Annotated in this window: 28 protein-coding genes; 12 read left to right on the top strand and 16 right to left on the bottom strand. The window is 65.1% G+C overall.

The genetic code is table 11. The annotated features are described in order from the left end of the window. Positions 1 to 102: 102 nt before the first annotated feature. The gene (gene gltX, locus AB0L63_RS12285) at positions 103 to 1,575 is read right to left on the bottom strand and encodes a glutamate--tRNA ligase (RefSeq protein ID WP_364498584.1); all 1,473 of its coding nucleotides are present in this window, start codon (positions 1,573 to 1,575) and stop codon (positions 103 to 105) included. 13 nt (positions 1,576 to 1,588) lie between these two features. Next, positions 1,589 to 2,362, bottom strand: coding sequence for a fumarylacetoacetate hydrolase family protein (locus AB0L63_RS12280; RefSeq protein WP_364498582.1), 774 nt, complete (start codon positions 2,360 to 2,362; stop codon positions 1,589 to 1,591). 209 nt (positions 2,363 to 2,571) lie between these two features. Between AB0L63_RS12280 and AB0L63_RS12275 the strand changes: the two genes are divergently transcribed. The 3 genes from AB0L63_RS12275 to AB0L63_RS12265 all read left to right on the top strand — a co-directional run bounded on the left by AB0L63_RS12275 (position 2,572) and on the right by AB0L63_RS12265 (position 5,252). Further along, a complete protein-coding gene (locus tag AB0L63_RS12275) occupies positions 2,572 to 3,753 on the top strand; it encodes an MFS transporter (RefSeq protein WP_364498579.1) in 1,182 nt (393 codons plus the stop codon). Between the two features lie 365 nt (positions 3,754 to 4,118). Further along, a complete protein-coding gene (locus AB0L63_RS12270; protein ID WP_364498576.1) occupies positions 4,119 to 4,586 on the top strand; it encodes a hypothetical protein in 468 nt (155 codons plus the stop codon). A 465-nt stretch (positions 4,587 to 5,051) separates the two neighbouring features. After that, the gene (locus AB0L63_RS12265) at positions 5,052 to 5,252 is read left to right on the top strand and encodes a hypothetical protein (protein ID WP_364498573.1); all 201 of its coding nucleotides are present in this window, start codon (positions 5,052 to 5,054) and stop codon (positions 5,250 to 5,252) included. 95 nt (positions 5,253 to 5,347) lie between these two features. Here the strand turns inward: AB0L63_RS12265 and AB0L63_RS12260 are convergent, their stop codons facing one another. The 4 genes from AB0L63_RS12260 to AB0L63_RS12245 form a co-directional block, all read right to left on the bottom strand. After that, positions 5,348 to 6,355 carry a 3-isopropylmalate dehydrogenase gene (locus AB0L63_RS12260; RefSeq protein ID WP_364498571.1) on the bottom strand — a complete coding sequence of 336 codons (1,008 nt, stop codon included), beginning with the start codon at positions 6,353 to 6,355 and terminating at the stop codon, positions 5,348 to 5,350. Between the two features lie 194 nt (positions 6,356 to 6,549). Next, the gene (gene serA / locus AB0L63_RS12255) at positions 6,550 to 8,169 is read right to left on the bottom strand and encodes a phosphoglycerate dehydrogenase (RefSeq protein ID WP_364498568.1); all 1,620 of its coding nucleotides are present in this window, start codon (positions 8,167 to 8,169) and stop codon (positions 6,550 to 6,552) included. 666 nt (positions 8,170 to 8,835) lie between these two features. Next, positions 8,836 to 9,051: a hypothetical protein gene (locus AB0L63_RS12250; RefSeq protein ID WP_364498564.1), complete on the bottom strand. Its 216-nt coding sequence runs from the start codon at positions 9,049 to 9,051 to the stop codon at positions 8,836 to 8,838. Between the two features lie 90 nt (positions 9,052 to 9,141). After that, positions 9,142 to 9,636: a helix-turn-helix domain-containing protein gene (locus AB0L63_RS12245; protein WP_364498561.1), complete on the bottom strand. Its 495-nt coding sequence runs from the start codon at positions 9,634 to 9,636 to the stop codon at positions 9,142 to 9,144. Between the two features lie 91 nt (positions 9,637 to 9,727). Here AB0L63_RS12245 and AB0L63_RS12240 point away from each other — a divergent pair, with 91 nt between their 5' ends. After that, the gene (locus tag AB0L63_RS12240; RefSeq protein ID WP_364498559.1) at positions 9,728 to 9,850 is read left to right on the top strand and encodes a hypothetical protein; all 123 of its coding nucleotides are present in this window, start codon (positions 9,728 to 9,730) and stop codon (positions 9,848 to 9,850) included. Positions 9,851 to 9,876: 26 nt separating this feature from the next. Further along, positions 9,877 to 10,086 (top strand): hypothetical protein, encoded by a 210-nt coding sequence (locus AB0L63_RS12235; protein WP_364498556.1) that lies wholly within the window; start codon positions 9,877 to 9,879, stop codon positions 10,084 to 10,086. A gap of 68 nt (positions 10,087 to 10,154) precedes the next feature. On the opposite strand, the gene AB0L63_RS12230 is transcribed toward AB0L63_RS12235, so the two are convergent. From AB0L63_RS12230 to AB0L63_RS12205, 6 genes are all read right to left on the bottom strand, one after another. Next, entirely contained in the window at positions 10,155 to 10,358 is a 204-nt protein-coding gene (locus AB0L63_RS12230; RefSeq protein WP_040693519.1) for a cold-shock protein, read from the bottom strand. A 540-nt stretch (positions 10,359 to 10,898) separates the two neighbouring features. Beyond that, positions 10,899 to 12,755: a 3D-(3,5/4)-trihydroxycyclohexane-1,2-dione acylhydrolase (decyclizing) gene (gene iolD / locus AB0L63_RS12225; RefSeq protein WP_364498552.1), complete on the bottom strand. Its 1,857-nt coding sequence runs from the start codon at positions 12,753 to 12,755 to the stop codon at positions 10,899 to 10,901. Next, a complete protein-coding gene (locus AB0L63_RS12220) occupies positions 12,752 to 13,537 on the bottom strand; it encodes an ATP-binding cassette domain-containing protein (RefSeq protein WP_364498550.1) in 786 nt (261 codons plus the stop codon). Before AB0L63_RS12220 ends, iolD begins: the two co-directional genes overlap by 4 nt. Continuing rightward, positions 13,534 to 14,586 carry an ABC transporter permease gene (locus AB0L63_RS12215; protein WP_364498547.1) on the bottom strand — a complete coding sequence of 351 codons (1,053 nt, stop codon included), beginning with the start codon at positions 14,584 to 14,586 and terminating at the stop codon, positions 13,534 to 13,536. Before AB0L63_RS12215 ends, AB0L63_RS12220 begins: the two co-directional genes overlap by 4 nt. 13 nt (positions 14,587 to 14,599) lie before the next feature. After that, the gene (locus tag AB0L63_RS12210) at positions 14,600 to 15,607 is read right to left on the bottom strand and encodes a sugar ABC transporter substrate-binding protein (protein ID WP_364498544.1); all 1,008 of its coding nucleotides are present in this window, start codon (positions 15,605 to 15,607) and stop codon (positions 14,600 to 14,602) included. A gap of 10 nt (positions 15,608 to 15,617) precedes the next feature. Further along, complete coding sequence (locus AB0L63_RS12205; protein WP_364498541.1) at positions 15,618 to 16,535, bottom strand: TIM barrel protein; 918 nt, start codon at positions 16,533 to 16,535, stop codon at positions 15,618 to 15,620. Between the two features lie 260 nt (positions 16,536 to 16,795). Here AB0L63_RS12205 and AB0L63_RS12200 point away from each other — a divergent pair, with 260 nt between their 5' ends. Both AB0L63_RS12200 and AB0L63_RS12195 read left to right on the top strand, forming a co-directional pair. Continuing rightward, positions 16,796 to 17,800, top strand: coding sequence for a LacI family DNA-binding transcriptional regulator (locus AB0L63_RS12200; protein ID WP_364498538.1), 1,005 nt, complete (start codon positions 16,796 to 16,798; stop codon positions 17,798 to 17,800). Positions 17,801 to 17,826: 26 nt separating this feature from the next. After that, the gene (locus AB0L63_RS12195; protein WP_364498535.1) at positions 17,827 to 18,840 is read left to right on the top strand and encodes a Gfo/Idh/MocA family oxidoreductase; all 1,014 of its coding nucleotides are present in this window, start codon (positions 17,827 to 17,829) and stop codon (positions 18,838 to 18,840) included. A gap of 11 nt (positions 18,841 to 18,851) precedes the next feature. Here the strand turns inward: AB0L63_RS12195 and AB0L63_RS12190 are convergent, their stop codons facing one another. Both AB0L63_RS12190 and AB0L63_RS12185 read right to left on the bottom strand, forming a co-directional pair. After that, positions 18,852 to 19,004: a DUF899 family protein gene (locus AB0L63_RS12190; RefSeq protein ID WP_364498532.1), complete on the bottom strand. Its 153-nt coding sequence runs from the start codon at positions 19,002 to 19,004 to the stop codon at positions 18,852 to 18,854. A gap of 23 nt (positions 19,005 to 19,027) precedes the next feature. Beyond that, positions 19,028 to 19,549: a pyridoxamine 5'-phosphate oxidase family protein gene (locus AB0L63_RS12185; protein ID WP_364498529.1), complete on the bottom strand. Its 522-nt coding sequence runs from the start codon at positions 19,547 to 19,549 to the stop codon at positions 19,028 to 19,030. Positions 19,550 to 19,626: 77 nt separating this feature from the next. Between AB0L63_RS12185 and AB0L63_RS12180 the strand changes: the two genes are divergently transcribed. Then, positions 19,627 to 20,289 carry a winged helix-turn-helix transcriptional regulator gene (locus tag AB0L63_RS12180; protein ID WP_364498526.1) on the top strand — a complete coding sequence of 221 codons (663 nt, stop codon included), beginning with the start codon at positions 19,627 to 19,629 and terminating at the stop codon, positions 20,287 to 20,289. A gap of 126 nt (positions 20,290 to 20,415) precedes the next feature. Here the strand turns inward: AB0L63_RS12180 and AB0L63_RS12175 are convergent, their stop codons facing one another. Beyond that, a complete protein-coding gene (locus AB0L63_RS12175; RefSeq protein WP_364498523.1) occupies positions 20,416 to 20,895 on the bottom strand; it encodes a nitroreductase family deazaflavin-dependent oxidoreductase in 480 nt (159 codons plus the stop codon). A gap of 173 nt (positions 20,896 to 21,068) precedes the next feature. Between AB0L63_RS12175 and AB0L63_RS12170 the strand changes: the two genes are divergently transcribed. The 3 genes from AB0L63_RS12170 to AB0L63_RS12160 all read left to right on the top strand — a co-directional run bounded on the left by AB0L63_RS12170 (position 21,069) and on the right by AB0L63_RS12160 (position 23,187). Further along, positions 21,069 to 21,827: a class I SAM-dependent methyltransferase gene (locus AB0L63_RS12170; RefSeq protein ID WP_364498520.1), complete on the top strand. Its 759-nt coding sequence runs from the start codon at positions 21,069 to 21,071 to the stop codon at positions 21,825 to 21,827. Between the two features lie 53 nt (positions 21,828 to 21,880). Next, positions 21,881 to 22,594 (top strand): TetR/AcrR family transcriptional regulator, encoded by a 714-nt coding sequence (locus AB0L63_RS12165; protein ID WP_364498517.1) that lies wholly within the window; start codon positions 21,881 to 21,883, stop codon positions 22,592 to 22,594. Positions 22,595 to 22,884: 290 nt separating this feature from the next. Beyond that, positions 22,885 to 23,187 carry a hypothetical protein gene (locus AB0L63_RS12160; RefSeq protein WP_364498514.1) on the top strand — a complete coding sequence of 101 codons (303 nt, stop codon included), beginning with the start codon at positions 22,885 to 22,887 and terminating at the stop codon, positions 23,185 to 23,187. A gap of 226 nt (positions 23,188 to 23,413) precedes the next feature. Here AB0L63_RS12160 and AB0L63_RS12155 read toward each other — a convergent pair whose 3' ends face one another. After that, complete coding sequence (locus AB0L63_RS12155) at positions 23,414 to 24,016, bottom strand: helix-turn-helix domain-containing protein (RefSeq protein WP_364498511.1); 603 nt, start codon at positions 24,014 to 24,016, stop codon at positions 23,414 to 23,416. A gap of 45 nt (positions 24,017 to 24,061) precedes the next feature. Between AB0L63_RS12155 and AB0L63_RS12150 the strand changes: the two genes are divergently transcribed. Next, on the top strand, positions 24,062 to 25,411 hold the full coding sequence (locus AB0L63_RS12150) for a M14 family zinc carboxypeptidase (protein ID WP_364498508.1): 1,350 nt from the start codon (positions 24,062 to 24,064) through the stop codon (positions 25,409 to 25,411). Positions 25,412 to 25,423: the final 12 nt, after the last annotated feature.

The raw sequence follows: 25,423 nt of genomic DNA, 5'->3' as shown, positions 1-25,423 counted from the left end.
ACCCGAGGCCCGGTTCCGAGCCGAGAAGAAGAGTACCAAACCGCATACGGTCTACTACAAATCGCCTGGTCAACGCCCTGTTTTTCGGTCAGCGACGGGGTTTCAGGCCGGTACCGTCCAGTCCCGCGCCGAGCGCAGGCGAGCCAGGCTCGTCTGCCGGCCGAGCAGTTCCAGCGATTCGTACAGCGGCGGGCTGATATGCGAACCCGTGACTGCCACTCGCACTGGTGCGAACGCCTTGCGCGGCTTGAGCCCCAGATCATCGATGAGCGCGGTTTTGAGCGCATCCTCGATAGCGGAGGTGGTCCAAGCCGTCAGCGGCTCCAGCGCGGCAATGGCGGCATCCAATACCGATGTCGCATCGGAACCGAGGTTCTTCGATCCCGCCGCCGGATCAATCGCGAACTCTTCCGCCGGCGCGAACAAGAAACGCAGCAGATCCCAGGCGTCGGACAACACCACGATCCGCGTCTGCACCAGTTCGGCGGCGGCGGCGAACACCTTGTCGTCGATGTCGGCGCCGATGTGACCGTGTTCGGTGAGGAACTCACGCAAGCGGTGCGCGAAATCACCCGGCTCCAGCAATCGGATGTGTTCGGCGTTGAGTGCGTCCGCCTTCTTCTGATCGAAACGGGCCGGATTCGAATTCACCTTCGCGATATCGAAGGCCGCCACCATCTCGGCCATCGAAAACACATCGCGATCCTCCGCGATGCCCCAGCCGAGCAACGCCAGGTAATTCAGCAAACCCTCCGGGATGAATCCCCTATCCCGATGGAGGAACAGATTCGACTCTGGATCGCGCTTGGACAACTTCTTGTTGCCCTGCCCCATCACGAACGGTAGATGACCGAACTCCGGAGTGAACTCCGCGACACCGATTCGGCGCATCGCCGCATAGAGCGCAATTTGACGCGGAGTGGACGAGAGAATGTCCTCACCGCGCAACACATGGGTGATCTTCATCAATGCGTCATCGACCGGGTTAACCAGCGTATAGAGCGGATCGCCATTACCGCGAGTGAGTGCGAAATCGGGCACGGTACCCGCTTTGAAGGTGGTTTCTCCCCGCACGAGATCGTGCCAGGTGATGTCTTCGTCGGGCATTCTGAGCCGGATTACCGCCGGGCGTCCGGCGGCGCGATAGGCCGCGATCTGCTCGGGGGTGAGATCGCGATCATAGTTGTCGTAGCCGAGTTTCGGATCGCGGCCCGCGGCGCGATGACGCTCCTCGACTTCCTCGGGCATGGAGAAAGATTCATACGCTTCACCGGCCGCCAGCAAATTCCGCACGACCTCCATATGCAGCTCGCGTCGCTGCGATTGCCGATAGGGCGCATAGGGCCCGCCGACCTCCGGGCCCTCGTCCCAGGTGAGGCCGAGCCAGCGCAGCGCGTCCAGGATCGCACCGTAGGATTCTTCGGAATCGCGTGCGGCATCGGTATCTTCGATGCGGAAGACGAACTTGCCGCCGGTATGGCGGGCGTACGCCCAATTGAACAGCGCCGTCCGGACCAGGCCGACATGTGGCGTCCCGGTCGGTGACGGGCAGAAGCGGACCCGTACTTCAGTCATGGCTCTCTTTCGACTAGCGCTTGGCGGCAACAGGATTGGTGAGGGTTCCGATGCCCTCGACGGTCACGGAAACGTTCTGCCCGGTCTGCAGCGGGCCGACACCCTCTGGGGTGCCGGTGAGTAGCACATCGCCGGGCAGCAGCGTCATCACCGTCGTCACCCATTCGATGAGCTTCGGAATATCGTGCAGCAGAAGCGAAGTGCGGCTGCGTTGGCGGACCTCGCCGTCGACTTCGGTGACGATCTCCAGATCCGAAGGGTCGAGCGAGGTTTCGATCCACGGGCCGAGCGGGCAGAAGGTGTCGTAGCCCTTGGCACGGGTCCACTGGCCGTCGTGCTTCTGCTGATCGCGCGCGGTCACATCGTTGGCGACGGTATAGCCGAGCACCACGTCGAGCGCGCGGGCGGCGGGCACATCCTTGCATGGACGGCCGATGACGATCGCCAGCTCACCCTCGTAGTCCACCTGGGAGGAGCTGGGCGGCAATAGGATCGACGCGTTCGGGCCGATGATCGAGGTGCTCGGCTTCATGAAGATCACCGGATCCGCCGGTGCGACCCCGCCCATTTCGGCCGCGTGCGCGGCGTAGTTCTTGCCAATACAGACCACCTTGCTGGCCAGAATCGGCGCGAGCAGGCGCACATCGGCCAGCGGCCAACTCCGCCCGGTGAATGTCGGAGTACCGAACGGATGTTCCGCGATCTCCTTGGCGACGCTCTCGCTCCCCTCCCCTTCGATGCTGACGAAAGCGACTCCATCGGGACTGGCGATTCGACCTAGACGCATGCACCGCAGTCTATCGACCGCCCTCGACCTGCTCGAACGCGCCCGACCGCGCGGTCCGGAACAGCGCGCGGCAGCGGTCTCGGCCGCTGGCTGTGTGAGCAGTTCGGCAGCACCACAGCCGAATCCGCTTGTCCACGGGTGTACGGTGAGACTAAATGTTCACAGAATGAGAATTCATTCCCACATTTTGAGAATACGAGGTGAGGGCGATGGCTACGACCGTGACGCAGATGCGCGACCTCCGACGATGGTCCATGCTCGGCCTCGGCGTATTTGCACAGGCCTCCAGTGCCGTCTTCGTGCACGGGGTGCCATTTCTCTTGCCCGCGCTCACGGCCGATGGCATGCCGTTGGCTACCGCGGGGCTGCTGGTGGCCATGCCTACCGTCGGACTGGTGTGCACGCTGATCGCCTGGGGATTTGTCGTCGACCGGATCGGTGAGCAGAAAGTGCTGGTCGGCGGACCACTACTGATGTTCGGCGCAGGCGTCGCGGCGGCCACCGTCTCCGATTACGTGCTGCTCGGGGCTTTATTGTTCCTCGGCGGCGTCGGCGCCGCGAGTACCAATGGCGCCAGCGGCAGGGTGATCGTCGGCTGGTTCCCGCCACGGCGGCGCGGACTGGCCATGGGAATCCGACAGGCCGCACAGCCCATCGGCGTCGGTATCGGCGCGCTCAGCGTTCCGACCGTTGCAGCCGCGCACGGTGTCTCGACGGCCATTCTCGTGCCCGCGGTGATGGCGGGAGCCGCCGCGCTCGGCTGCCTGATCGGGATCATCGATCCACCCCGACCCATGGGCGCGGCGGCAGATCGAGCCAACCCGTATCGCGGCGATTCCACGTTGTGGCGTATCCACACGGTGTCGGTGCTGTTGTGCATTCCCCAGGGCACCGTATGGACTTTCGCATTATTGTGGTTGCATAGTGACGTTGGCTGGTCGCTGCCCGTAGCGGGCGTTCTGGTAACCGGAACCCAATTCCTCGGCGCCCTAGGGCGAATCGGCGCGGGCGCCTGGTCCGATCGCGTCCGCAGCCGCCTGAGACCGCTGCGCACCGTCGCCATCGCCGCCGCAATCTCCATGGCCGCCTTGGCTTTTGCCGCATGGACGCATGCGTGGTTGGCCGCGATCCCGCTGCTGATCGCCGCATCGGTCATCACGGTTTCCGACAACGGTTTGGCCTTCACCGCGGTCGCCGAAATCGCCGGACCATACTGGAGTGGACGCGGACTGGGCATCCAGAACACCGGCCAGAACCTCGCAGTAGCCGCCATCCCACCGGTTTTCGGTGCGCTGATCACCGCGAGCGGCTTCCCCTCCGCTTACCTGCTGGCCGCCGTACTGGCGATGGCCGCGGTTCCCCTGGTTCCCGCCGATCGACGATCCGAATAACGGCCTCTGCCGAAATCGCGCCCGTCCCGGTCCCGCCGGGAGGCGCTTCGCATGTGCGCCAAGCACATTCGGCCGCCTCGCCTATGAGACTCGCCGAATCAGCAGTCGAGCAGTAGCGGCGGAATCGCTGTTTACCCGAAAGACGTTGTCCGCCTCGATTTCTGGGACTGAACTCGGCGCGAGAGTTCCGGCGGTTGCACACCATCTTCGAAGCGGCGGTTCGGAACTCCGATTGAAGGCCCATTGCGAAATGCCGAGCGCGGCATACTCGAGCGCCCCTGGCACGGCCAGACTAGATCACGTCGCGTCACCCGCGATGTAAACCCAGCCTTGACAAGGCGGGTGCGTCAAGTCAGGCTTTACATATGTCTGATGAACAGCAGCGCGTCGACGCACAGGACGAACGGGCGATGCTCGGAAAGTTGTTGTCCGCCAATGCGGAACTGGTGGTGGGTGTGCTACGCCCGGAGGAGGGCAAACCCGGCGTCCCGGTGCTCGCGGCACTCACGGCGACCCGCAATCTCAGTCGACTCGTCGACGACATCCTGCACACCTTGGCCCGGCAGGCCCGCGAAGAAGGCCACACCTGGGCCGAAATCGGCGATCTCCTCGGCACCTCCCGCCAAGCGGCCTTCCAACGCTTCAGCGGCCCGATGCCCCCGATGGTCCCGCTTTCCACACCTCCGGCTCCGCCCGTCCCCCCGACACCACCCGGATTCCGCACCCCGCCAGCCGGATTCCCGGCCCCACCACGCCTGCCCATGCCACCCGGCCCACCCCCGATGCCAACCCCACCCGACATGCCGAAGTCCCCTGCCCTGCCGCCCCTTTGATCCCCGCTCAACGAATTCTCCTACAGCCACAGGAGAGACAACCATGTCCACAGACACCGCCCCGGGCTGGCCAACGCCTCCACTGCCCGACCCCGCCCAATTCGGCTGGCCAACCCCGCCGCTCGACTGGGCAACACCTCCGGTACTGCCGAACCCACCGGCCACGCCACATTGGCCGCCCCCTCCGCACCCGCACAGCTGGGCGGCGCCTGGCTCAGCGAGTTCTCCTACCGCGCAGCATCTTCCCGGCAGATGGCCCGCTCCGGGGCCACCCGATCCGCACACTCCACCACCATCCCTTCGGACGATCGGCGCGATGCCGCCCGATTCGACTGCCGCACAACAGGTACCGACGCCGCAAGCCAAGTGGCGGCCCCACATCTCGGCGAATCCCCGTGGAGCGATCCAGCACCCCGACTCCGGTGCCGAGCCGCAGAAATCCGACGACGCCACCGGGCGGCAATCATGACCGCACGACAATCCACCGCCGAACAACTGAGCGAACAGCGCAAGCCCGGACCATCCGGCGCCGAATTCATCAGTGCGGCAACCACCGTCGTCGAACAACAGCATCAAGCGATCGCCGGTGTGGTGTTCGATGCCATCGGTCCGATCGCCGAGCCCGCGGTACGGGTCCACGATGCCATCGCGAGTCGCCGGCGCTGATTACAACCCCATGGTGAAGCGCGCTGAAACGGACGAGGCGGTATGACCACCGCTGCGGGCCCGCGCTCGAAACCGAGCGCGGGGCCGGGTACGAATCAGACCGCCGCGGCGATCCGGTCGCCGATCTCGACGGTCGAGGCCGCGCCGGTGCGCGAGGCGAGATCCTTGGCTACCGCGGCTTCGATGCGTGTGGCGCCTTCGGTATTTCCGAGGTGGTTGAGCAGCAACGATACCGACAGAATCGCGGCGGTCGGGTCGGCCTTGGACTGACCCGCGATATCGGGGGCACTGCCGTGGACCGGCTCGAACATGCTCGGGTTGGTGCCGGAGGCATCGATATTGCCGCTGGCCGCCAGGCCGATACCGCCGCTGACCGCCGCCGCGAGGTCGGTGATGATGTCGCCGAAGAGGTTGTCGGTGACGATCACATCGAAGCGGCCCGGGTCGTTGACCATGTGGATAGTGGCGGCATCGATGTGCTGGTAGGCGGTCTGCACCTCCGGGAACTCCGCCGCGACCTCGTTCACCGTGCGCTGCCACAGCGAACCGGCGAAGGTCAGCACATTGTTCTTGTGTACCAGCGTGAGGTGCTTGCGCCGGGCCTGCGCCTTGGCGAAGGCGTAGCGGACAACGCGCTCGATGCCGAAGCGGGTATTGGTGCTGACCTCGGTGGCGATCTCGTGCGGCGTCTCCACCCGGATGGCGCCGCCGGTGCCGGTGTAGGGCCCCTCAGTGCCCTCGCGCACGACCACGAAGTCGATATCCGGATCGCCCGCGAGCGGACTGGTCACACCCGGGTACAGCTTCGACGGACGCAGGTTCACATGGTGATCCAGCGCGAACCGGGTGCGCAGCAGCAATCCGCGCTCGAGCACACCGCTCGGCACCGACGGATCGCCGATCGCGCCGAGCAGGATCGCATCGTGTTGCTTCAGCTCGGGCAGCACCGAATCCGGCAGAATCTCCCCGGTCGCGTGATAGCGCCGCGCCCCCAGGTCGTACTCGGTCTTCTCAACCCCCGGCTGCACCACGTCGAACACCTTGAGCGCCTCCGCGATGACCTCGGGCCCGATCCCATCACCAGCGATAACAGCAAGCTTCATAACACCAACGCTCCGTTCATTGATACCAACGCCACCGTACTTCGCCCCCACCACAGCCTGCTGCCGGGCATCGCGGCACACGTTTTCGCACGCCACGCACTGTTTTGCCGGCAATTACGTGCCTGCCTTGACATTTCGTACGCGGCAGATGTGGCGGTGCCGCGCATAGTAGGGGTGCGCGGCGCCGGTGGTTGTCAGAAGAGGTCGACCAGGACGATCTTGGCGGCGCCGACGGATTCGGCGATCGCGGCTTGGATGTCCGTGGGGACTTCGCGGGCCACACGGAGAACTACGGTTGCGCCTTCCTTGTCGACATCCTGGCTCAGCTGTGCGGCGAGGATGTCGATCTCGGCCTCGCCGAGCTTGGTGCCGATCTTGCCCAGCGCGCCCGGCTTGTCCTCGTAGTTCAGCACGGCCAGGTTCAGGCCCTCGGCGCGCATATCGTAGTTGCGGCCGTTGATGTTGACGATCTTCTGCACCAGCTGCGGCTCGGTCAGCGTGCCCGCCACATTCAGGGTGCGGCCGTCGCCGAAGACCGCACGCAGGTCGACGACACTGCGGTGGCTCGGGCTCTCCGAAATCTTGGTGACCTCGGCGGTGATGCCGCGGTCCTTGGCCAGCGCGGGGGCGTTGACGAAGGTGACCGCCGGGCTCTGCCCGTTTGTCCCAGGCTCGACCAGTGCGGAGAAGAGGCCGCGCAGCGCGGCCAGCTCCAGCACCGCAACATCTTGTGCGGCCAGCTCGCCGCGCACCTGCACCTCGATGCTGACCGGCAGCTCGTTGGATACCGCACCGAGCAGGTGCCCCTGCTTGCGCACGATCTCCAGCCACGGCGCGACCTCGTCGCCGACGGTGCCACCGGTGACGTTCACCGCGCCAGGCACGAATTCACCGGCCAGGGCCAGCAGTACGGACTTGGCGACATCGGTGCCCGCGCGGTCCTGTGCCTCGGCGGTGGAAGCACCCAGGTGCGGGGTCACCACGACCTGCGGCAGGTCGAACAGCGGGCTGTCGGTGCACGGCTCGGTATCGAATACGTCCAGGCCGGCGGCACGCACATGACCCGACTTGATGGCGTCGGCCAGCGCCTGCTCATCGACTAGCCCACCGCGTGCGGCATTGACGATGATGACGCCCGGCTTGGTCTTGGCGATTGCCTCCTTGCCGATGATGCCCCTGGTCTCCGGGGTCTTCGGCAGGTGCACCGAGATCAGGTCGGCGCGCTCGAGCAGTTCATCCATGCTCAGCAGTTCGATGCCGAGCTGGGCGGCGCGGGCCGGGGAAACATAGGGGTCGTACGCGATCACCTTGGTCTCGAAGGCAGCGAGACGCGCGGCGAACAGCTGGCCGATGCGGCCGAGGCCGACGACGCCGACGGTCTTGTCGAAGATTTCTACACCGTTGAACTTGCTGCGCTGCCAGGTGCGCTCGCGCAGGGTCGCGTCGGCCGCCGGGATCTGGCGGGCCGCGGCCAGCAGCAGCGTGACGGCGTGCTCAGCAGCAGTATGGATGTTGGAGGTGGGCGCGTTGACCACCATAACGCCGCGCTCGGTGGCCGCGGGCACATCGACGTTATCGAGGCCGACGCCGGCGCGGGCGACGATCTTCAGGTTCTTCCCGGCCCCGAGCACCTCGGCATCGACGGTGGTCGCCGAGCGGACGAGTAGGGCGTCCGCCTCGGGCACCGCGGCCAGCAGCGCCGGACGGTCGGGGCCATCGACCCAGCGGACCTCGACACCGTCACCGAGCGCGTCGACGGTCGACTGGGCGAGCTTGTCGGCGATCAGAACAACAGGACGGCCTGCTTGGCTCACTGTGGGGTACTCCTGGGAGGAAGGGGGGTCGGCAATTACCGCGCACCAGCTTAGTTGGCCGGAATCTGCCGCGGCCTACCCCCCGGTAGACGGGTGCCTCGACATGCAGGCGGGCCCCGCACCAACGGTGCGAGGCCCGCCTCGTCCACGCCGTCACAGCGGCGTCGGCACGGTCGAAACCATCGACCGAGACAGCGTCACCAGCCGCCGAAAGAACCCGTCCACAGGGTGTGGAAAATACCGTGCAGAGCAGCGCTACCGGTGGAGAACAGGCCGTCCAGGGCAGCGGAACCGGTGTGGATGATAACGGGGATCATGAAGTTTCCTCTTCGTCGAAACAAATCCAGTCGAACTGGCTGACACATGGCACATCGGGGGCCGAACAAATAGGGTTACGGAATTCTGATCCATTGTGATGCAGACTGCATATCGCTTTTAATTGTGATCTGGACAACTGACCAGCATCTCTCTGATCAGGCCGGATCTGACCGAGTGCAGGTCAAGAGCAGTTTCTCGCACTGTAATTAGCTCCGCAAATGAACGTTTCTAAGAGATATCTGAGAGAAAGCTCGATGCCACCTGAGATCTATCCGAGATAAGACGCTGAAACCCGGCAACCGTCGTACATATACGACCGCGACACCGCCTTATCGCAAGCCGGCGGTATCAGTCGGAGCGATACATCAGATACAAGCGCGCCAGGATCAGCGCGACAGCGAGCATGGCGCGACCGAAATACACCGGAACCAGATGGACGAACGCGGCGTAGTGGATGAAGAAGTGGATCACCAGCGCGCTGGCGGACCTGGCGACGGCCGCATCGAGCAGCGTCCACCAAACCCACGCCTCGCCCTGCCGCCAGCCCCATAGTCCCAGCAACACGCATGGTGCCCGCCGACTTCTTCCGCAAGGAAGTTCTGGCCGCCGGAGATGAGCTGTAGCGCAGTGGGGACCCGGCCGGTCAGCTGTGCATCACACCTCGGCGACCGCGGCGGCATAGGCACGTGCCAACCGGTCGGTGGCGGTCGGCGCATCCGGATCCGGACGCGGAATCCCGAGGTGCGACTCGCGCAGCTCGTCCATGAACTCGGCCCATAGCCGCGGCCCACCCCCCTCCAGCAGTTCGGCGCGCACCCGCAGGCGTTTCGTCGTCGGGCGATGCCGGAGCCCCCATGCGCCCAATTGCGCCATGATCGGGACCAGTTGGATCGCGGGTTCGGTGAGCCGGTACTCGGCCTTCTGCCCGGGGCGGGCGTCCTCGCGACTGAGCAGTCCGGCCGCGACGAGGCGCTTGAGCCGGTCGGACAGGATATTGGACGCGATCCCCTCCTCCGATCCGGCCAGCAGTTCGCGGAAGTGGCGGCGATTGCCGAACATCACGTCGCGTAGCACCAGCAACGTCCACCGATCGCCGATCACCTCGATGGTCGCGTTGATCGGGCAGCCAGAACGTCCCTCGTCACGCATGCAGCGCTCCTTCCGTCGAATTTCTGCTTGCAATCTACAACCAGTTACCCTCAGGGCGCCCAAGCGATTGCAAAATGCAAGCAGGTCGAGAGTGGGGAGACCCGGGGCCAAGTCGCGCGTACACAACCTCGCGATCTCGCTCGACGGCCACATCGCCGGACCGAATCGACTCGAGAGTCCGCTCGGCGAGGGCGGGATGCGGCTACACAACTAGGGTGGGCCACCCGCTACGCACACCAGATGGACGGCGCGGACACCGGCGAGACCGGCGTGGACAACGATTTCATCGTCGCGGGCGACGCCGGAATCGGCGCAACCATCATGGGACGCAACATGTTCGGCGCGGGTGAGCGGCTCTGCGAGGATCTAGGCACCCTGCCGGGCTACGAGATCAGCGCTGCGGTGCGCTCCCCCGGGGTCACCCATGTCACGTTCACCAAGAGCACCTGAGTACCCCCGAAAAACGAGGAGAGGCCCGCACCCCCTGCCGGGTGCGAGCCTCTTAAGTCACGCTTGAATCAGATAGCGCGGACGTCCTGGGCCTGCGGACCCTTCTGGCCCTGGCCGATCTCGAACTCCACGCGCTGGCCCTCTTCCAGGGACCGGAAACCCGAGCCGGAAACGGCCGAGTAATGCACGAAGACGTCAGGGCCGCCTCCGTCTTGAGCGATAAAGCCGAAGCCCTTCTCGCTGTTGAACCACTTCACACTGCCTTGAGCCATGTTCTTTACTTCTTACTTCCTGTTGGTGAGCCGAGCAGATCACTTCGATAAGCCCGATCTCGCGATCAACAATGCCATCATCCGACGAATCCGGCCACATCCAGCAGCGGTAACTGTGAGCAAAACGACGTTGGCGCAGCCCGGTGGCCGCGGACGCAACAGCGGGTGCGAAGGGCTGGCTACCCTGATAAAAAGCGGTCGCAACACATGGACCCGCCGGTCAGCGCACATTTTCGGCTACCCGCGTGGACGCGGCCGAAATCTCAGCAACCGCGCTCGGCGCGGACCTCGGACCAAACCTAAGAATTCACGAAGAAAATCCGCGACTTCGGAGGTGGATGTGCACTAAGTGGTCGGTTTTCAGTTATGCGACTGTGACCAAGTGTCCTACACCGCAGAGCCGCCCGCAAATTCGGTGAGCGATAGGACATTGCCATCGAGGTTCGGGAACCAGGCGATCTTGTCGCCGCCGGGCGTGTTCGGAGATGCCGTTGGCGTCTTGGTCCATGCCGTTATATCGGCAGAATTCCCTGCACGCGGCTACTCCGCTGATTCGGCTCTGTTCAGATAACGCACCTGCGCCGCCTTGGCATCGTCGTACTTCGCGCGGCCCGACAGATACTCCGGCACGCCGACCTCCCACCACGCGCCCGCATCGGTCCAGGTGGACGACTGGGTGGGCACGACCACGACGGCCGGGCGGGACTCGCTCAAGGCCGCTGCTCTTGCCCGTGCGTACGCGCCGCGGAACTCGGTCAGATCGGCTGCGGTGAATACCGCGCAGCCCAATGCTCTTGCGTGGCTTGCGAAATCGGCACGAGGTGGTTGCGCATGGTTGGTGCGGCAGTCGGCATAGCGGTTGTTGAAGGGGGCACCGCCCTGCCCCTCCTGGAGCCGGGCGATCACCGCGTAGCCGTCGTTGTCGCAGACGACCGCGACGAACCGGTGGCCCGCGAAGGCCGCGGAGAACAGTTCGGAGTTGAGCATCAGATAGGAGCCGTCGCCGAGCATGGTGGTGACCAGACCGTGCACATGCGCCATGGCCGCACCCCAAGCGCCCGCGAGTTCATAACCCATGCAGGAGAATCCGTACTCGACGTCCATGGTAGGCACGGTGCCGGTGGCCCGCCAGCCGCCGATCAGCTCGCCGGGCATGCCGCCCGCGGCGGTCATGACGTAGTCGTCCGGTGCACTCAATTCATTGACGACGCCGACGATTTGGGCGTAGCTCGGAATGCCAGGTGTCGGTGCGCGCAGCTTGTCGATATGGGCGTCCCAGGTGCTACGAAGCCCTGCCGCGCAGCCGGACCATTCGGTGTCGACCCGCCAATTCGTGAGGAGCGCGGCCAATTCCCGCACGGTCGCGTCGGCGTCACCCACGACCGCGAGCGCGCCATGCTTCACGGCGTCGAAACGTGCGGTGTTGATGGTGATCAGCCGGACATCGGGCGCAAAGACGGTCCAGGACGCCGTGGTGAAGTCCTGCAGTCGGGTGCCGATGGCCAGCACCAGATCCGCCCGTGCGGCAGCGGCATTGGCCGATGCCGAGCCGGTTATGCCGAGCGGACCGGCATACAACTCGTGGTCGTGCGGTACAAGGGTGCGGCCGGCCGTCGTTTCGGTTATCGGAATGCCGTGCTGCTCCGCGAATTCGAGTACCAGCCGACCGGCACCCGAATAGCGCACACCGCCGCCGACGACCAGCAGCGGACGTCGCGCCGAGCGCAGTGCGGCTGCTGCATCAACCAGGACCCGGGAATCGGGGCGCGAACGCGTGATTCGGTGCACGACCGGCTCGAACAGGGCGTCCGGGAAGTCGTAGGTCTCGGCTTGGACATCCTGAGGCAGCGCAAGTGTCACCGGGCCCACATCGGCGGCATCGGTCAGTACTCGGGCCGCCTGGGGCAGGGTGGCGATGAGTTGTTCCGGGCGGGTGATGCGGTCGAAATAGCGGCTCACCGCGCGGAACGCATCGTTGACGGTGAGGGTCGGGTCGCCGAAGTGTTCGACTTGTTGCAGCACCGGATCCGGTGCGCGGCTGGTGAAGGTATCCCCCGGGAGTAGCAGCAGCGGTAGACGATTCGCATGGGCGACACCGGCGGCGGTCACCATATTCAGCGCGCCGGGACCGATAGAGGAAGTCGCGATCCCGACCTGGCGACGGTGGGTCGCCTTGGCCAAGCCGATGGCCGCCAGGGCCATCCCCTGCTCGGTATGCCCACGCCAAACCGGGATTTCATCGCGACGCTCGGACAGTGCGGTGCCGAGGCCGAGCACATTGCCATGCCCGAATATCGCGAAAGCCGCGGGGAACAGGGGGACTTCGCGCCCGTCGAAGGTCTCCGAATGCTGGGCGACCAGCCAGCCGACCAATGCCTGCGCGGTTGTCAGCCTCACGGCGTCACCACGCGCTGTAGTTCGTGCTGTAGTGCGTCCAATTCCGCGCCTCCGGCCATTTGTCTTGTCAGCTCCGGCAGGTCGATCTCCGACTTCTCGTACGAACCGAGCATCGCACCGCGTTTGAGCAGCAGGAAGCGGTCGCCGACTGGATAAGCGTGGTGTGGGTTATGGGTGATCAAGATGACACCCAGCCCTCGATCCCTGGCCTGCACAACGTACTTCAGTACGACACCGGCTTGTTTCACGCCGAGAGCGGCCGTGGGTTCGTCGAGAATAAGCACCTTGGCCCCGTAGTGCACCGCCCTGGCGATCGCGATGCATTGGCGTTGTCCGCCGGACAGTGTGCCGACCGGCTGCTCCAGATCGTGGATCTCGATCCCCATGTCCGCCAGTGCCTCTCGCACGATATGGCGGCCCTTACGACGGTCCAGCAGTCGCAGGGGACCGTATCCGATGGTCGGCTCGGAACCGAGTACGAAGTTGCGCCAGACGCTCATCAGCGGCACCACCGCGAGATCCTGGTAGACGGTCGCGATGCCGTGGTCCAAAGCCACACGGGGCGAGGACAATCGAGCCGAATGGCCATCCAGCTTCAGTTCACCGCGGTCGTGCTGGTGCACACCGGCCAGAATCTTGATCAGCGTTGATTTGCCCGCACCGTTATCGCCGAGAATGCAGGTGACCTGTCCCACCCGCACCACGGTCGAGACGTCATGCAGTGCGACGATACCGCCGTAGCTCTTGCCGATATCGATCGCTTCGATCAGTGGTGGCGTCATCGACGTACCCTTTCGGCTCGCTTCTTGAATATGTTGTTGACCAACACCGCGGCCAGCAGCAGCACGCCGAGGAACAGCATGAACCAGTCGCTGTCCCATCCAGCGAAGACGATGCCCTGCCGCGCCATGCCGAAGATCAGCGCACCGATCGCGGCGCCGATCGCCGAACCGAATCCACCGGTCAGCAGGCAGCCGCCGACCACCGCCGCGATGATGTAGTGCAGTTCCAGCCCGATACCCTGATTCGCCTGCACGCTGGAGAACCGGAGGATGCTGCAGGATCCGACGACCCACCCGGCGAAGGCGGTAGTCATGAAGAGCAGGATCTTCGTCCGATCGGCGGGGACGCCGACGGCCCGCGCGCTCGGCAGCGCACCACCCACCGCGAAGATCCAGTTGCCGAACTTGGTGCGTACCAATACAAGTGCGGCGATCGCGGTCAGCACCACCCACCAGACGATCGATGCCTGCAAGTGCGTGTCGCCGATATCCAGAGTCGAGGCGAAGACCCAGCCGGCCGAGTTGTATCCGTTTGCGCTGCGAATGCCCGACACCTGAACGGTTCCGGTGACCAGCCGGGTCACACCGAGGTTGAGACCTTGCAGCGCAAGAAATGTGCCGAGGGTCACGATGAAACTCGGTAGCCCGGTGCGCATCACGAGCCAGCCGTTGAAGGCACCGATCGTGAGCGCGAAGAGCAGCGAAACCAATAACGCGAGCCAGACATTCCACCCCGCGTGCACTGCGAGCAATGCGGTGACCAGCGCGGTGGATGCGGTCATGACACCGGCGGACAAGTCGAATTCGCCGCCTATCATCAGTAGTGCGACCGCGACCGCCATGATGCCCAGAGTGGACGAATCGTCCAGCCAGGTCGCGATGCCGAGCGGGCTGAGGAACCGGTCGGTAATGATCGAGAAGAATACGAAGACGAGCGCGGCGCCCAGCAACGCGCCGATCTCCGGTCGCACGACCACCCGCTGCAATAGTGACGGCCGGTCCGGCGGGCTGCTCGGAGTTACCTCGGAAGCTTGTGTGGCAACAGTCATTTCATTCACTCCCTCAGCGCATACCCAGTGCAACTCGGGCCGCCACGGCCTCGACATTGTTCTTGTCGACGAAGGCGGGGCCCGTCTGCACCGGTGCGCCACCACCGACCGAATTCAGATTCGTCCGATACAGCTGCAGCAGGACAACCGGCAGATAGCCCTGCTCGTACTGCTGCTGGTCCACGGCGAACAGCAGCTTGCCCGCCCGAATCGCCTCGACCACATCGGTATTCAGGTCGAAGGTCGCAACCGTCGCGGCCGACCGCGATTCCTTCACCCCGTCCACCGCACGGGCGGCGACCTGTGAATTCAGCGTCAGCACGGCGTCGATGGACCGATCCGTCTCCAACGCGCCCTTGATGCGTGACTGGGCGTCGGTGGGATTGTTGATATCCACCTGCAGTGTGGTGCCGTTGCCGAAGGCCTTCGTCGCGCCGTCACAGCGCTGATTGGCGCCGATATTGCCCGCCTCGTGGATCACGCACAACAGCTTCTTGCGGCCGGCGTCGGCGAGGCGCTTGCCCGCGGTCTGTCCGGCCAACGTTTCGCTTTGTCCCACATGACCGATGGCGCCGAATTTCGCGCTGTCGCTCTCGCCCGAGTTGATGGTCACCACCGGAATGCCCACGGCGACGGCCTTTTCGATCGATGGGCGTAGGGCTTCGGGGTTCGCCATCGATACGACCAGACCGTCTACGCCTTGGGCAACCGCGTTATCGATGAGTTTGGCCTGCTGACCCGGATCGCCCGAGGAGTTGTATTCGATGCGGACGCCGAGGTCCTTGCCTGCTGCCTCCGCGCCGTTCTTGACGACATTCCAGAAGGCGTCGCCGGGACTCCCATGCGTCACCACCGCGACGGAGCCCAGCTTGCCCTGCGCGACTGGGGATTGGGTCGGTGCGGGCACATCCGCACCCGGACCACTACACGCGACGAGGAAGGTGGCCGCGGCTAGCCACGGCAGCACGCAGCGGGATCGCCGCCGCCAGGCCGTGCGTATTTCGAGCGACATCGTTGTCATCACTTCCCATCTAGATTCGGGCCCAGACAGATCGGGCTGAGCCCAGCGCGGAACCTATGTCCGCAAGGTGGTTCAGACTGCGGGTGGCGTCGCGGCTCGGCAGTTCCACCGAATCGCCCGGACGCAATGCCGTGTCCTGTTCGATGACATACCAGCCGCGATAGCCTGCCGCGTGCACGCTGCGTATCAGGGCCGCGATGTCCACATCGCCCGCGCCGAGCGGGACGTAGATGCCGCCGCGGACGGCATCGCTGTATTCCATTGCGCCGCTGCGCACTCGGTCGGCGAGCGTGGTGCGCACATCCTTGAGATGGATATGTCCGATGCGATCCGGATAGCGCTGCGCGAGACGCACCGGGTCGGTGCCACCGATGAGCAGGTGGCCGGTATCCAGGCAGAGGTCGAGATCGGAATCGGCCAGGAACCTGTCGACTTCGGCTTCGCGCTCGACGTAGGTGCCGACATGGGGATGCAGGGTGGTGCGCAATCCGAATTCGGCGGCGACATCCCGGATGGCGGCGGCGGTTTCGACCAGGGTCGGCCATTCCTCGTCGGAAAGTGCTGGGCGCGTGTCGTATCCGTCGAGCCCGGTCGCGGCCGCGAGAACGATCATTTCGGCGCCCGTCGCGGCGAGCAGCGCGGCGTTCTTGCGGGCGGTCTCGATTGCCCGGTCCGAGTCGCGGTGTAGCGGGACGGCGAGAAAGCCACCGACCGCGGTGACATCGAAATCATCGAGCAGCGACCGCAATTCGGCTGGATCCCGCGGCAGGTAGCCGGGTGGGCCGAGTTCCGTCGCGGAGATGCCGAGGGCGGCCATTTCGGTGAGCACGGTCCGCGCATCGAGCACATGACCCCAGCCGGGGACTTCACAGACTCCCCAGGATATCGGCGCGGCCGCGATGCGCAGCGGATAGCGAGGTTGGGTCATCCGGGCTCTCCGACCTTCGGTGTCGATCGACGTTTGGCGCTATTGGAGCGCTCCAACTATGTAACGTAGGTCATATTGTGTCAAGTACTGCATCGGTCACTGTTTTATTGCTTCTACCTGCGAGTACTGGCGTTTCCAGCGGAAATGCCCAGCGCTCACGATGGAAAAAATGTCGGATTAGAGCGCTCTATTGATCGGAACGCGCCGACCTTGTAACGTCCGACACTGCAAGAGCACGGTGGATGCGGAACGGAGGCGATATGGCGCGACCGACCATGGAGGACGTCGCCGCCCGCGCCGGGGTGTCTCGCGCGCTGGTCTCGCTCGTCATGCGCAACTCCCCCAAGGTCAGCGAACATCGGCGCCGCGCGGTACTCGCGGCTGCGAAGGATCTCGGCTACCAGCCGCACATCATGGCGCGGTCGCTGGCCAGCCGGACCTCCAACATCATCGGCGTCATGGTCTCCGACCTGCGCAATGCCTTCTTCGCCGATGTGGTGGAGGGGATGGACGCGACCGCGCAGGACGTGGGCCTCGAGCTGATCCTCAATACCGGGCGCCGCAGCGCCGCACGTGAGCGCACGGCTCTGGCGAGCCTGCTGTCCTTCCGCCCCGGCGGCATCATCCTGCTTTCACCGGTACTGCCGGTCGCGGCCATCCGCGAGGCCGCCGACAAGTGCCCGATCGTGCTCATTTCGCGCACCTCAACCATCGCGGGTGTCGATACCGTCAATGACGATGGCGAGATCGGCGGCGCTCTTGCCGTGGATCATCTGGTCTCGCTCGGCCACCGCCGGATCGTGCATCTCGACGGCGGCGCGGCCTTCACCTCCGCCTCGCGCCGTCGTGGTTATCGTGCCGCGATGGCGCGAAATGGGTTGGAGCCCATGATTATCGCCAGTGAGCACACCGATTCGGCGGGTATCGCCGCAGTCCAGAAGCTGCTGAATCTGTTCTCCCGCGACAACTTTCCCACCGCACTGGTGTGCGGCAACGACTTCAATGCCGTTGGTGCGATGTCGGCGATGGAAGAGGCGGGACTTTCTGTGCCGCAGGATGTTTCGGTCGTAGGCTATGACAACACATCATTGGCCGCGTTGCGACATGTTTCTTTGACCACCATCGATCAGCCGCGAATTCAGATGGGCCGCTTGGCAATCGAAGCGCTCATCGAGCGGCTGCGCGACGGTCGCACCGAACCGGTACGCCACCGTCTGGAACCTGCCCTGATTGTGCGCGCCACGACCGCGGCACCGCGCAACTGAACGCTATTTCACGAGAAGGAGAGCCGATGACATCTGCACTCACCGTGGGCCTCGCCGGCGTCGGCCGCATCGGCGCCTCTCATGCCGAAACACTGAAGCATCTGCCCGGCGTCGACACCGTTATCGTCGCGGATGCCGACCCCGAACGCGCCCACGCCGCCGCCACCGAACTCGGCGCTCGAGCCGTCCCCGATCTCGACGCACTCTTCGCCGCCCCACTCGACGGCCTGATCATCGCCACCGCCACCGACTCCCACCCCGAGCTCATCACCCGCGCCGTCGACGCGGGCATCCCCGTCTTCTGCGAAAAGCCGGTAGCCGCCGACATCCAGGGCACCCTCGATGTCATCACCCACCTCGAAAACTCCACCGTTCCAGTACAAATCGGCTTCCAACGCCGCTTCGATGCCGGCTACCGAGCCGCCCGAGCCGCCATCGCTTCCGGTTCACTCGGCTGGCTGCACACCTTGCGCGCCACCACGCTCGACCCCGCACCCCCACCCGCCGAATACATCGGGCGTTCCGGAGGTCTGTTCCGTGACTGCGGCGTCCACGATTTCGACATAATCCGCTGGGTTACCGGGCACGAAGTCGTCGAGGTCTACGCCACTGGCGCCAACCGAGGCGCCCAATTCTTCGCCGACGCCGGGGATGTGGATACCGCGACGGTATCGCTGCGTCTGGATGACGATACGTTGGCAACGGTTTCGCTCGGGCGCTACAACGGTGCGGGCTACGACGTACGGCTCGAAGCCCTCGGTTCCCGTGGAAACGCCATCGTAGGTCTCGACGATCGAGCCCCTTTGACCTCCGTCGAACCGGGCTACGCCCCTTCAGGTTTCCCCGCCTACCCTGGATTCATGGAACGGTTCCGTCGGGCGTATACCGACGAACTCGCCGCATTCGTCTCGGTAGCGGCCGGCGAACTCGACAACCCTTGCTCCCCTGCCGATGCGTTGGAGGCCTTCTATATCGCTGAGGCGTGCGAACTTTCGCGGCACGAGCACCGCAGGGTGGCGGTAGACGAAGTCCGCCGCTGACCGGACCACGATCAGCGACCGGCCGCGTAGTAATGCTGCGCGCCGGCAAGTCGATTCGCCGACCGGCGGCGTTCGGCAGCCAGCGCGTCCAGCGCGCGGGTCAACTCCTTTTCCTTCGCTAGGAGCTCGTCCCGGGCAGCCTGCCATTCTTTGGGTTCGAGCACCGCCGCCAGCTCATCGTCTGTTGCTACCGGCCGGCGCCGAACGCGGCCAGGACGGGTTCGGGCGTACGTCCTGCGAACCGCTCTTGGAAATCGAGGACTCCGACCCAGGTCGGGTGCAGGCCGATCCGGACCATCCGCAGGCCGGGCTTGTCGATCGCCGCGAGGTAGGCGGTCCCAGCCTCGTCGCCCATCACCTGGCGCTGCATCGTCGCGTATTCGGGGAGTACGCCCTGGGCTTCGGCCAGCGATACCTTCCCGCGGAGCATTAGCACCTGAGGGGGGCGGTCGGTGGTGTCGATGCAGATCGCGACGTCGGGACGGGCCCGCAGGTCCCGGACCTTGTAAGTGCCGGCGAAGGCACCGATGACCAGTTCGTCACCGGTCCAAAGGAAGTTGACCGGGATCACGCGGGGTGTCCCGTCGTTGCCGTGGTAGGCCAGGCGTGCCACCAGGGGGGTAGTAAGCAGTCGCTGAGCCGTGACGGTTTCCAGCAGTCGCACGTCACCTTGCGGCAGGCTCGCCGCTTCGCTGTTCAAGAAATTCATAGCCCCAAACTAGCCGGATTAACTCCTAAAAAACAAGTAGTGCTCCTAAACAAGGAGCGAAGTGTTATTCTGGTGCCATGAGCGGCAGGCGTAGCTATGGGGATCCGTGCGGCGTGGCCCGCAGCCTCGATGTCATCGGTGAACGGTGGGCCCTGCTGGTGGTGCGTGACCTCCTGCTCGGCCCCAAGCGCTTCAACGACCTGCTCGGCGGCCTGCCCGGTGTGAGCCCGAACGTTTTGAGCCAGCGGCTGCGCGATCTGGTCGACCACGGTGTCGTTCACCGCCGCGACCTGGGGGCACCGGCTCGCGTCCACCTCTACGAGCTGACCGAATGGGGTCGCGAGCTGGAACCCGTGCTACTCCAGCTCGGACGGTGGGGAAGCCAAGCTCCGCTCCCACCTGATCGCGAACTCGGCCTCGACTCGCTGCTGCTCAGCATCAAGGCGGGTTTCGACCCAGCGCGTGCTGACGAGCTCCACGGCACCTATGAGTTCCGCGTCGACGCCGACACCTACGTTGCGGAAATCACCGACGGCTCCGTTCAGATCAACCGCGGGAGCACAGCGCGACCCGACGCAACGCTCACCATCAACATCGACACCTTGCGGGCCGTGTGCGCCGGCCGACGCATCCTGGCAGACGCGGTCCGGTCCGGCGATCTGCACCTCGACGGCGACCAGCAAGCGGCAACGCGCCTGACCGACCTGCTCCTGGCACCGTTCTCAACGCCGCCGGCCTGAACGGGGTCCCCGTAGCACTGTCGAGTTTCGGTCGAATAGTCATAGCCGCGAAGTCGGTTCACCGACGGCATGCACCCGCCGATCCCATGATTTCCCGGCGAAGAGGACACAAGTCGCCGCACGAAGTCAGGCCGACACGATTTCGAAAACCGGATGGGTGCGGGCGGTGTCGAGGAATTGCTGTGGCGACGAGTCCATACCCACATCCAGGTATGGCAGCACGAAGAACCGTCGATACAGCGCCACAACGGGTTTCGGAACGCGCGGCGGCCCCGACACCAGCGACGCGCGGAGCACCCTGGCCGCGTGATCGGCGGGCAACTCCACGACCGTCACGGTCTCGACGTGTTTGCCGTGGCGCAACGTCGCCTTCCCTTGTGCCGCACGCAGGTTGCGCACCCAGTTCACCGTTCCGTAGGACGCCACCAGGTATCGCCGGTCGTCTTGTTCGAACACTGCCAGCGGCGTCTCGATCGCGCGGCCGGTGCGACGTCCGGGCACCGTGAGGACACGGAAGGTCCACATCGGCAGTCCAGCGCGGATCACGATCCGCATCCACGCGTTGGACGCCCTTACGCCCCACCGTGCTCGATACGGCTTGGCCATGAACTCGAGCTTCCGCCCATCCGTCATCGAAGGCAAGGAGCCACACGGCCCCTGATCCGAGCCGACCCACAATCACGACAACTGGTGGCGTCCGCCGCCGAATTACGGAACCATTGGTCTCATCTCTAGTACGACCCTTCAGGTGTGGCCCATCCGCAATCCAAGGAGGAGTCATGGACAGGGAATCGAACCACATTGGTCAGCCAGACTTCGAAGCGCTGTACCGTGAGGCGCCGCCGGAGCAGGATGCTCCTCCGTTGATCCCCTGGGACATCGGCGGCCCACAGCCGGTGGTGCAGCAGTTGGTGGCCTACGGCGCTGTACGGGGCGAGGTGCTCGACCCCGGAACCGGTCCGGGGCACCACGCGATCCACTACGCATCCAAGGGCTACTCGGCCACCGGGATCGACGCGTCGCCGACGGCGATCGAGCGGGCCAAGCGCAACGCGGAGCGCGCCGGGGTGCGGGTGAACTTCGAGGTGGCCGATGCCACCAGACTCGATGACCTGGAGGATCGGTTCGACACAGTCGTCGACAGCGCGTTCTACCACGTGTTCCTCGACGACGAACAAATCCAGACCCAGTACGCGCAGGCCCTGCACCGGGCCACCAAACCCGGGGGGCGACTGTTCATGTTCGAATTCGGCCGCCACAACGTCAACGGCCTTCAGCCCGCAGGTTTGCCGGCGGAGAATTTCGACCGGGTGCTTCCCGCGGCCGGATGGCGCATCGACTACCTGGGAACCACCACTTACCAAGCCACCCTCAGCCCAGAGACCTTCACCCATCTCACCAAGGAGATGAGCGGCGACTCCGGATGGGCTGAGCGGATGAAGCCGATGCAAGAACAACTCCAGGTCATTGCGCCGTTGCTGAAAAACAACCGGGTGCACCTGCCTGTGTGGGCCGTGATCGCCACCCGCCTCGACTAGTCCTTCCGAGCTGTCGCACCACTCACGCACAACCGTCGGCGATCTGCTGCACCGTGCTGCCGCTCGTCGTAGAGGCGCTGGACCATGGCGGCCTGTTCAGCGGTCGGCCCCGCGACGAGGAGGTTGCGGTGGCGGATGGTGCGCGGTCCACGCGCGAGCAGCGGGGGCGGCCCTCGACAGGGGTGCGGGAGTCGGTTGTGGTTGCGGCGCAGGAGATTTTGGTGGAGGCGGGGGTGGCTCGGTTGTCCACGAAGGAGGTTGCGAAGCGGGCGGGAGTAGCCGAGTCGAGCATCTTCTATCACTTCGGGGATCGAATGGGGTTGTTGCAGGCCGTGATTCAGCGGGATCTGCGGCCGGTGAAGGATGCGCTCGGGGAGGTCGAGGCACGGCCTGGGTTGCGAGCGGGGCTGGTGGCGCTCGTCGAGGCGCTGGAGGGGTTCTTCTCGGATGCCATTCCAGTGATGGCCGCGATGCAATCGGATGTGGAATTACGCGCGAAGTTCGCGGAACGCAGTCGAGAGTTGGATATCGGGCCGCATCGTGCGGTCGACGCGGTTGTCGCGCATCTATCGATGCCGCATGCCGACCAGCGCGTGCCCGCCTCGGTCGATCTGCTAGCTGCCGCTTTACTCTTGGTCGGTGCAGCGCATCAGCGGGCGCTGCAACGTCAGCTGAGCCCGCCCGATGTGATCGCGGGGCTGCCGACAATAGAATCCATTGTCGACACGGTTATGGCGATCTTCGATTGCCCCAGGGCGGATCCGTGAGCAGCCGCGTCACCTCGTCGACCGAGCCAAAGAACTTACTAATCACAGTCTAGAACCAGCGGATTTCCGCTCGACCCCGGAGGCCGACACCTGCCGTCTAGGGGAATCGTCATACCAAAGGATGAATCTTCCCGAAATCGTGCTCGCACGTTTGCCAATCGGCCGGGCGGGGCCGAGGGTAGATGTGCAAACTCGTTACGTCGCCGGGTATCCCCTACATTCGGCGACGCAACGAGGGCGTTCGCGCGCCACGCGGACGCCCTGTATGCCGCAGAAAGAAAGGATCCACGGTGTTCTCTAGAACAACCCCGCGCCGGACCCTGACCCGGGTGGCCATCGCCGGCGCCCTGGCCGCAGTCCCCTTGACCGCGCTGGCCATTCCCGCCTCGGCCGACCCGGCCACCAGCGAACCCGGCGTGACCGAGGTGCGGCGCCCGCACCACAACGACTGGGATTGTGACCGCCCAGACTTCTTCGACGACTGGGATCATTCGCACGGCCGTGGGGACGACTGCGATCGTCCGGGCCGCTGGAACGACCCGTGGCGCTTCCCCCGCCACCTGTTCCCCCGCGGGGCATTCGGCAGCAGCTGATCGATAACGGCCCGGCACCACAAGGGCGGTTTCAAGGGGTCATCGCAACACTGCTGGCGTTAGACGGTGAGTAGATCACGCAGGCGCTCGGCTGGGGTATCCCAGTCGAGCGTTTTGCGTGGTCGCCCGTTGAGTTGCTGGGCGACGTGTTCGGGCACGGTCGGGTATCCGCTGGTCAGCGATGTCGTTCGACTCCGGGGCTGATGAGGTGCTGGCGAGGGCCTGGTTAGCGCGGGCACGAGGCGAGTGCAGAGCACGCATCGGCGATCAGTGTTGCGTCGATGGGGATGTCTCGCCACAGGCAGCCTTGGAGAAGACCGCGGGCGAGTGCGGTGGCGGCGGTCGCGATTCTTTGCGCCGACGGCTCGTCAAGGGTGGTCCTGTGTGCAGATGACCGTCCGGTGAGAGCCGCGGTGAGTGTGTCGATGATCGGGTCACCATCGTGGCGGACCCGGTCGGCGAAGCGCGGATCGTGCAGGACCAGGGCCGTCAGCTCGAGCTCGAACAGGTATAGGCGCCGGAAGTCGGGGGCGGCTGCAGCATCGGCCATTACCGTGCCGTAGCGGTGGAGCACCTCGGACGCCGAGCACCCGGGCGGCAGGTCCAAATCCAGGTGGGGCATCAGCTCATCCCGGCAGTAGGCGATGGCCGCATAGAACAGCTCTTGTTTGCCGCCGAAGCACGAGTACACCGCGCCGGTCGTCAGGTCCGCCCGGGCCGCGATCGCCTCGACCGTCGCGTCCCGGTATCCCCGGGCGGCAATCAGGTCGATCGCCGCCCTCAGCAGCGCCCTTCGGTTCCGCTCCTGGATCTGTGCCCGCGTCGCCATCGCCCTCCTTGAGCTAATCGCATTATTCGAATAGTGTCATTATCCATGATTCCGGAGATCGTCACGATTCTGGACGGCATCCCGTACCAACACCGCTTCCCTGCGCCGGACGAGGTCAGCGAACGGCTAGACGCGGTGGCGGGTCGCCATCCGAGCCTGGTGCGCCGGCGGCGCGTGGGAACCTCTCGGCAGGGCAAGCCGATCGATCTGGTGAGCATCGGTTCTGGTCCACGCGATGCGCTGGTGTTCGCCGGTCCACATCCCAACGAGCCGGTCGGCTTCCTCACCGTCCCCTACCTGGCCGAACTCCTGTGCGCCGATGACGGCTTGCGCGAACGGCTGGGCTACACCTGGCATCTCATGGGCTGCGTCGATCCTGACGGCGCACAACTGAACGAAGGCTGGTACGCCGGTCCGCTCACACGCCGGCACTACGCCCGCCAGCACTACCGGCCGCCGTTCAACGAGCAGGTCGAGTGGGCCTTTCCGCTTCCGGGTGGCTCGGATGCGGTGCTGCCGGAGACCCGTGCGTTGATGCACGTGATCGACACCGTCCGGCCAGAGCTGATGTGCTCGCTGCACAACGCCGAGTTCGGCGGTGTCTACTACTACCTCAGCAACGAGCGGCCTCGCATCGCCGACGCGCTTGCCGAACTGTCCGCCCGGACCGGAATCCCGCTCCACGTCGGTGATGCAGAACTACCGGGCACCAGGCCCATCCGCCCCGGCGTGTTCGTAATCCCGTCGCTGGAGTCGGCTCACCAAGCCATGACCGAGGAAGCCGATGGTTCAATGGGCGCCTCGAGCGTGCACTACGCCGGCCGACACGGCACCTTCTCCCTCATCATCGAAGTACCTATCTGGACCAACCCGCATAGCGCCGACAACACCACCTCCGATCAGCGGCGCGCTGAGGTGCTCACCGCCACGGCCGGCATGCTGCAAGAGATCTCCCCACGCATCGGCGAGGCCATCGATCCAGCACTCGAAACGATGACCACTGCTGGTTCATTTTTCGCCCGCTCGCTGGCCGATCTTCGCCGCAACGCCCCCGCTCTGGCCGCCGCACTTCGACACCAAGCGCGACACGCGGGTGATGCTGTGGCCACCGTCGCAGAACGGTTCGCCGCGCGACAGACCGCCCACACCCTTCGCCTGCGTGCCTGTGGCATCGCATTGCGACTGCTGGACGAGCAAGCCAGCTGCAACAACCGCACCGCAACCCTCCAAGACGCCCGCCGCGCCCTCGACGATCTGTTCACCGCCTGGGCCGATGAAGCCGACGCCGAAGCGGCGAGCACTCCCGTACCTCTCCATCGTCTGCTCGGCGCCCAACTCGGCGCCATCCTCACCGCTGCGGCACTCCACAACGAGGCAGCCAGCATCAGCCGATGAGCACGCTGTTGC

Source organism: Nocardia sp. NPDC051990 (assembly GCF_040680755.1).
Classification (GTDB): Bacteria; Actinomycetota; Actinomycetes; order Mycobacteriales; family Mycobacteriaceae; genus Nocardia.
The sequence above is the reverse complement of the archived record's forward strand: the minus strand, read 5'-3'. Positions and strand labels throughout refer to the sequence as shown.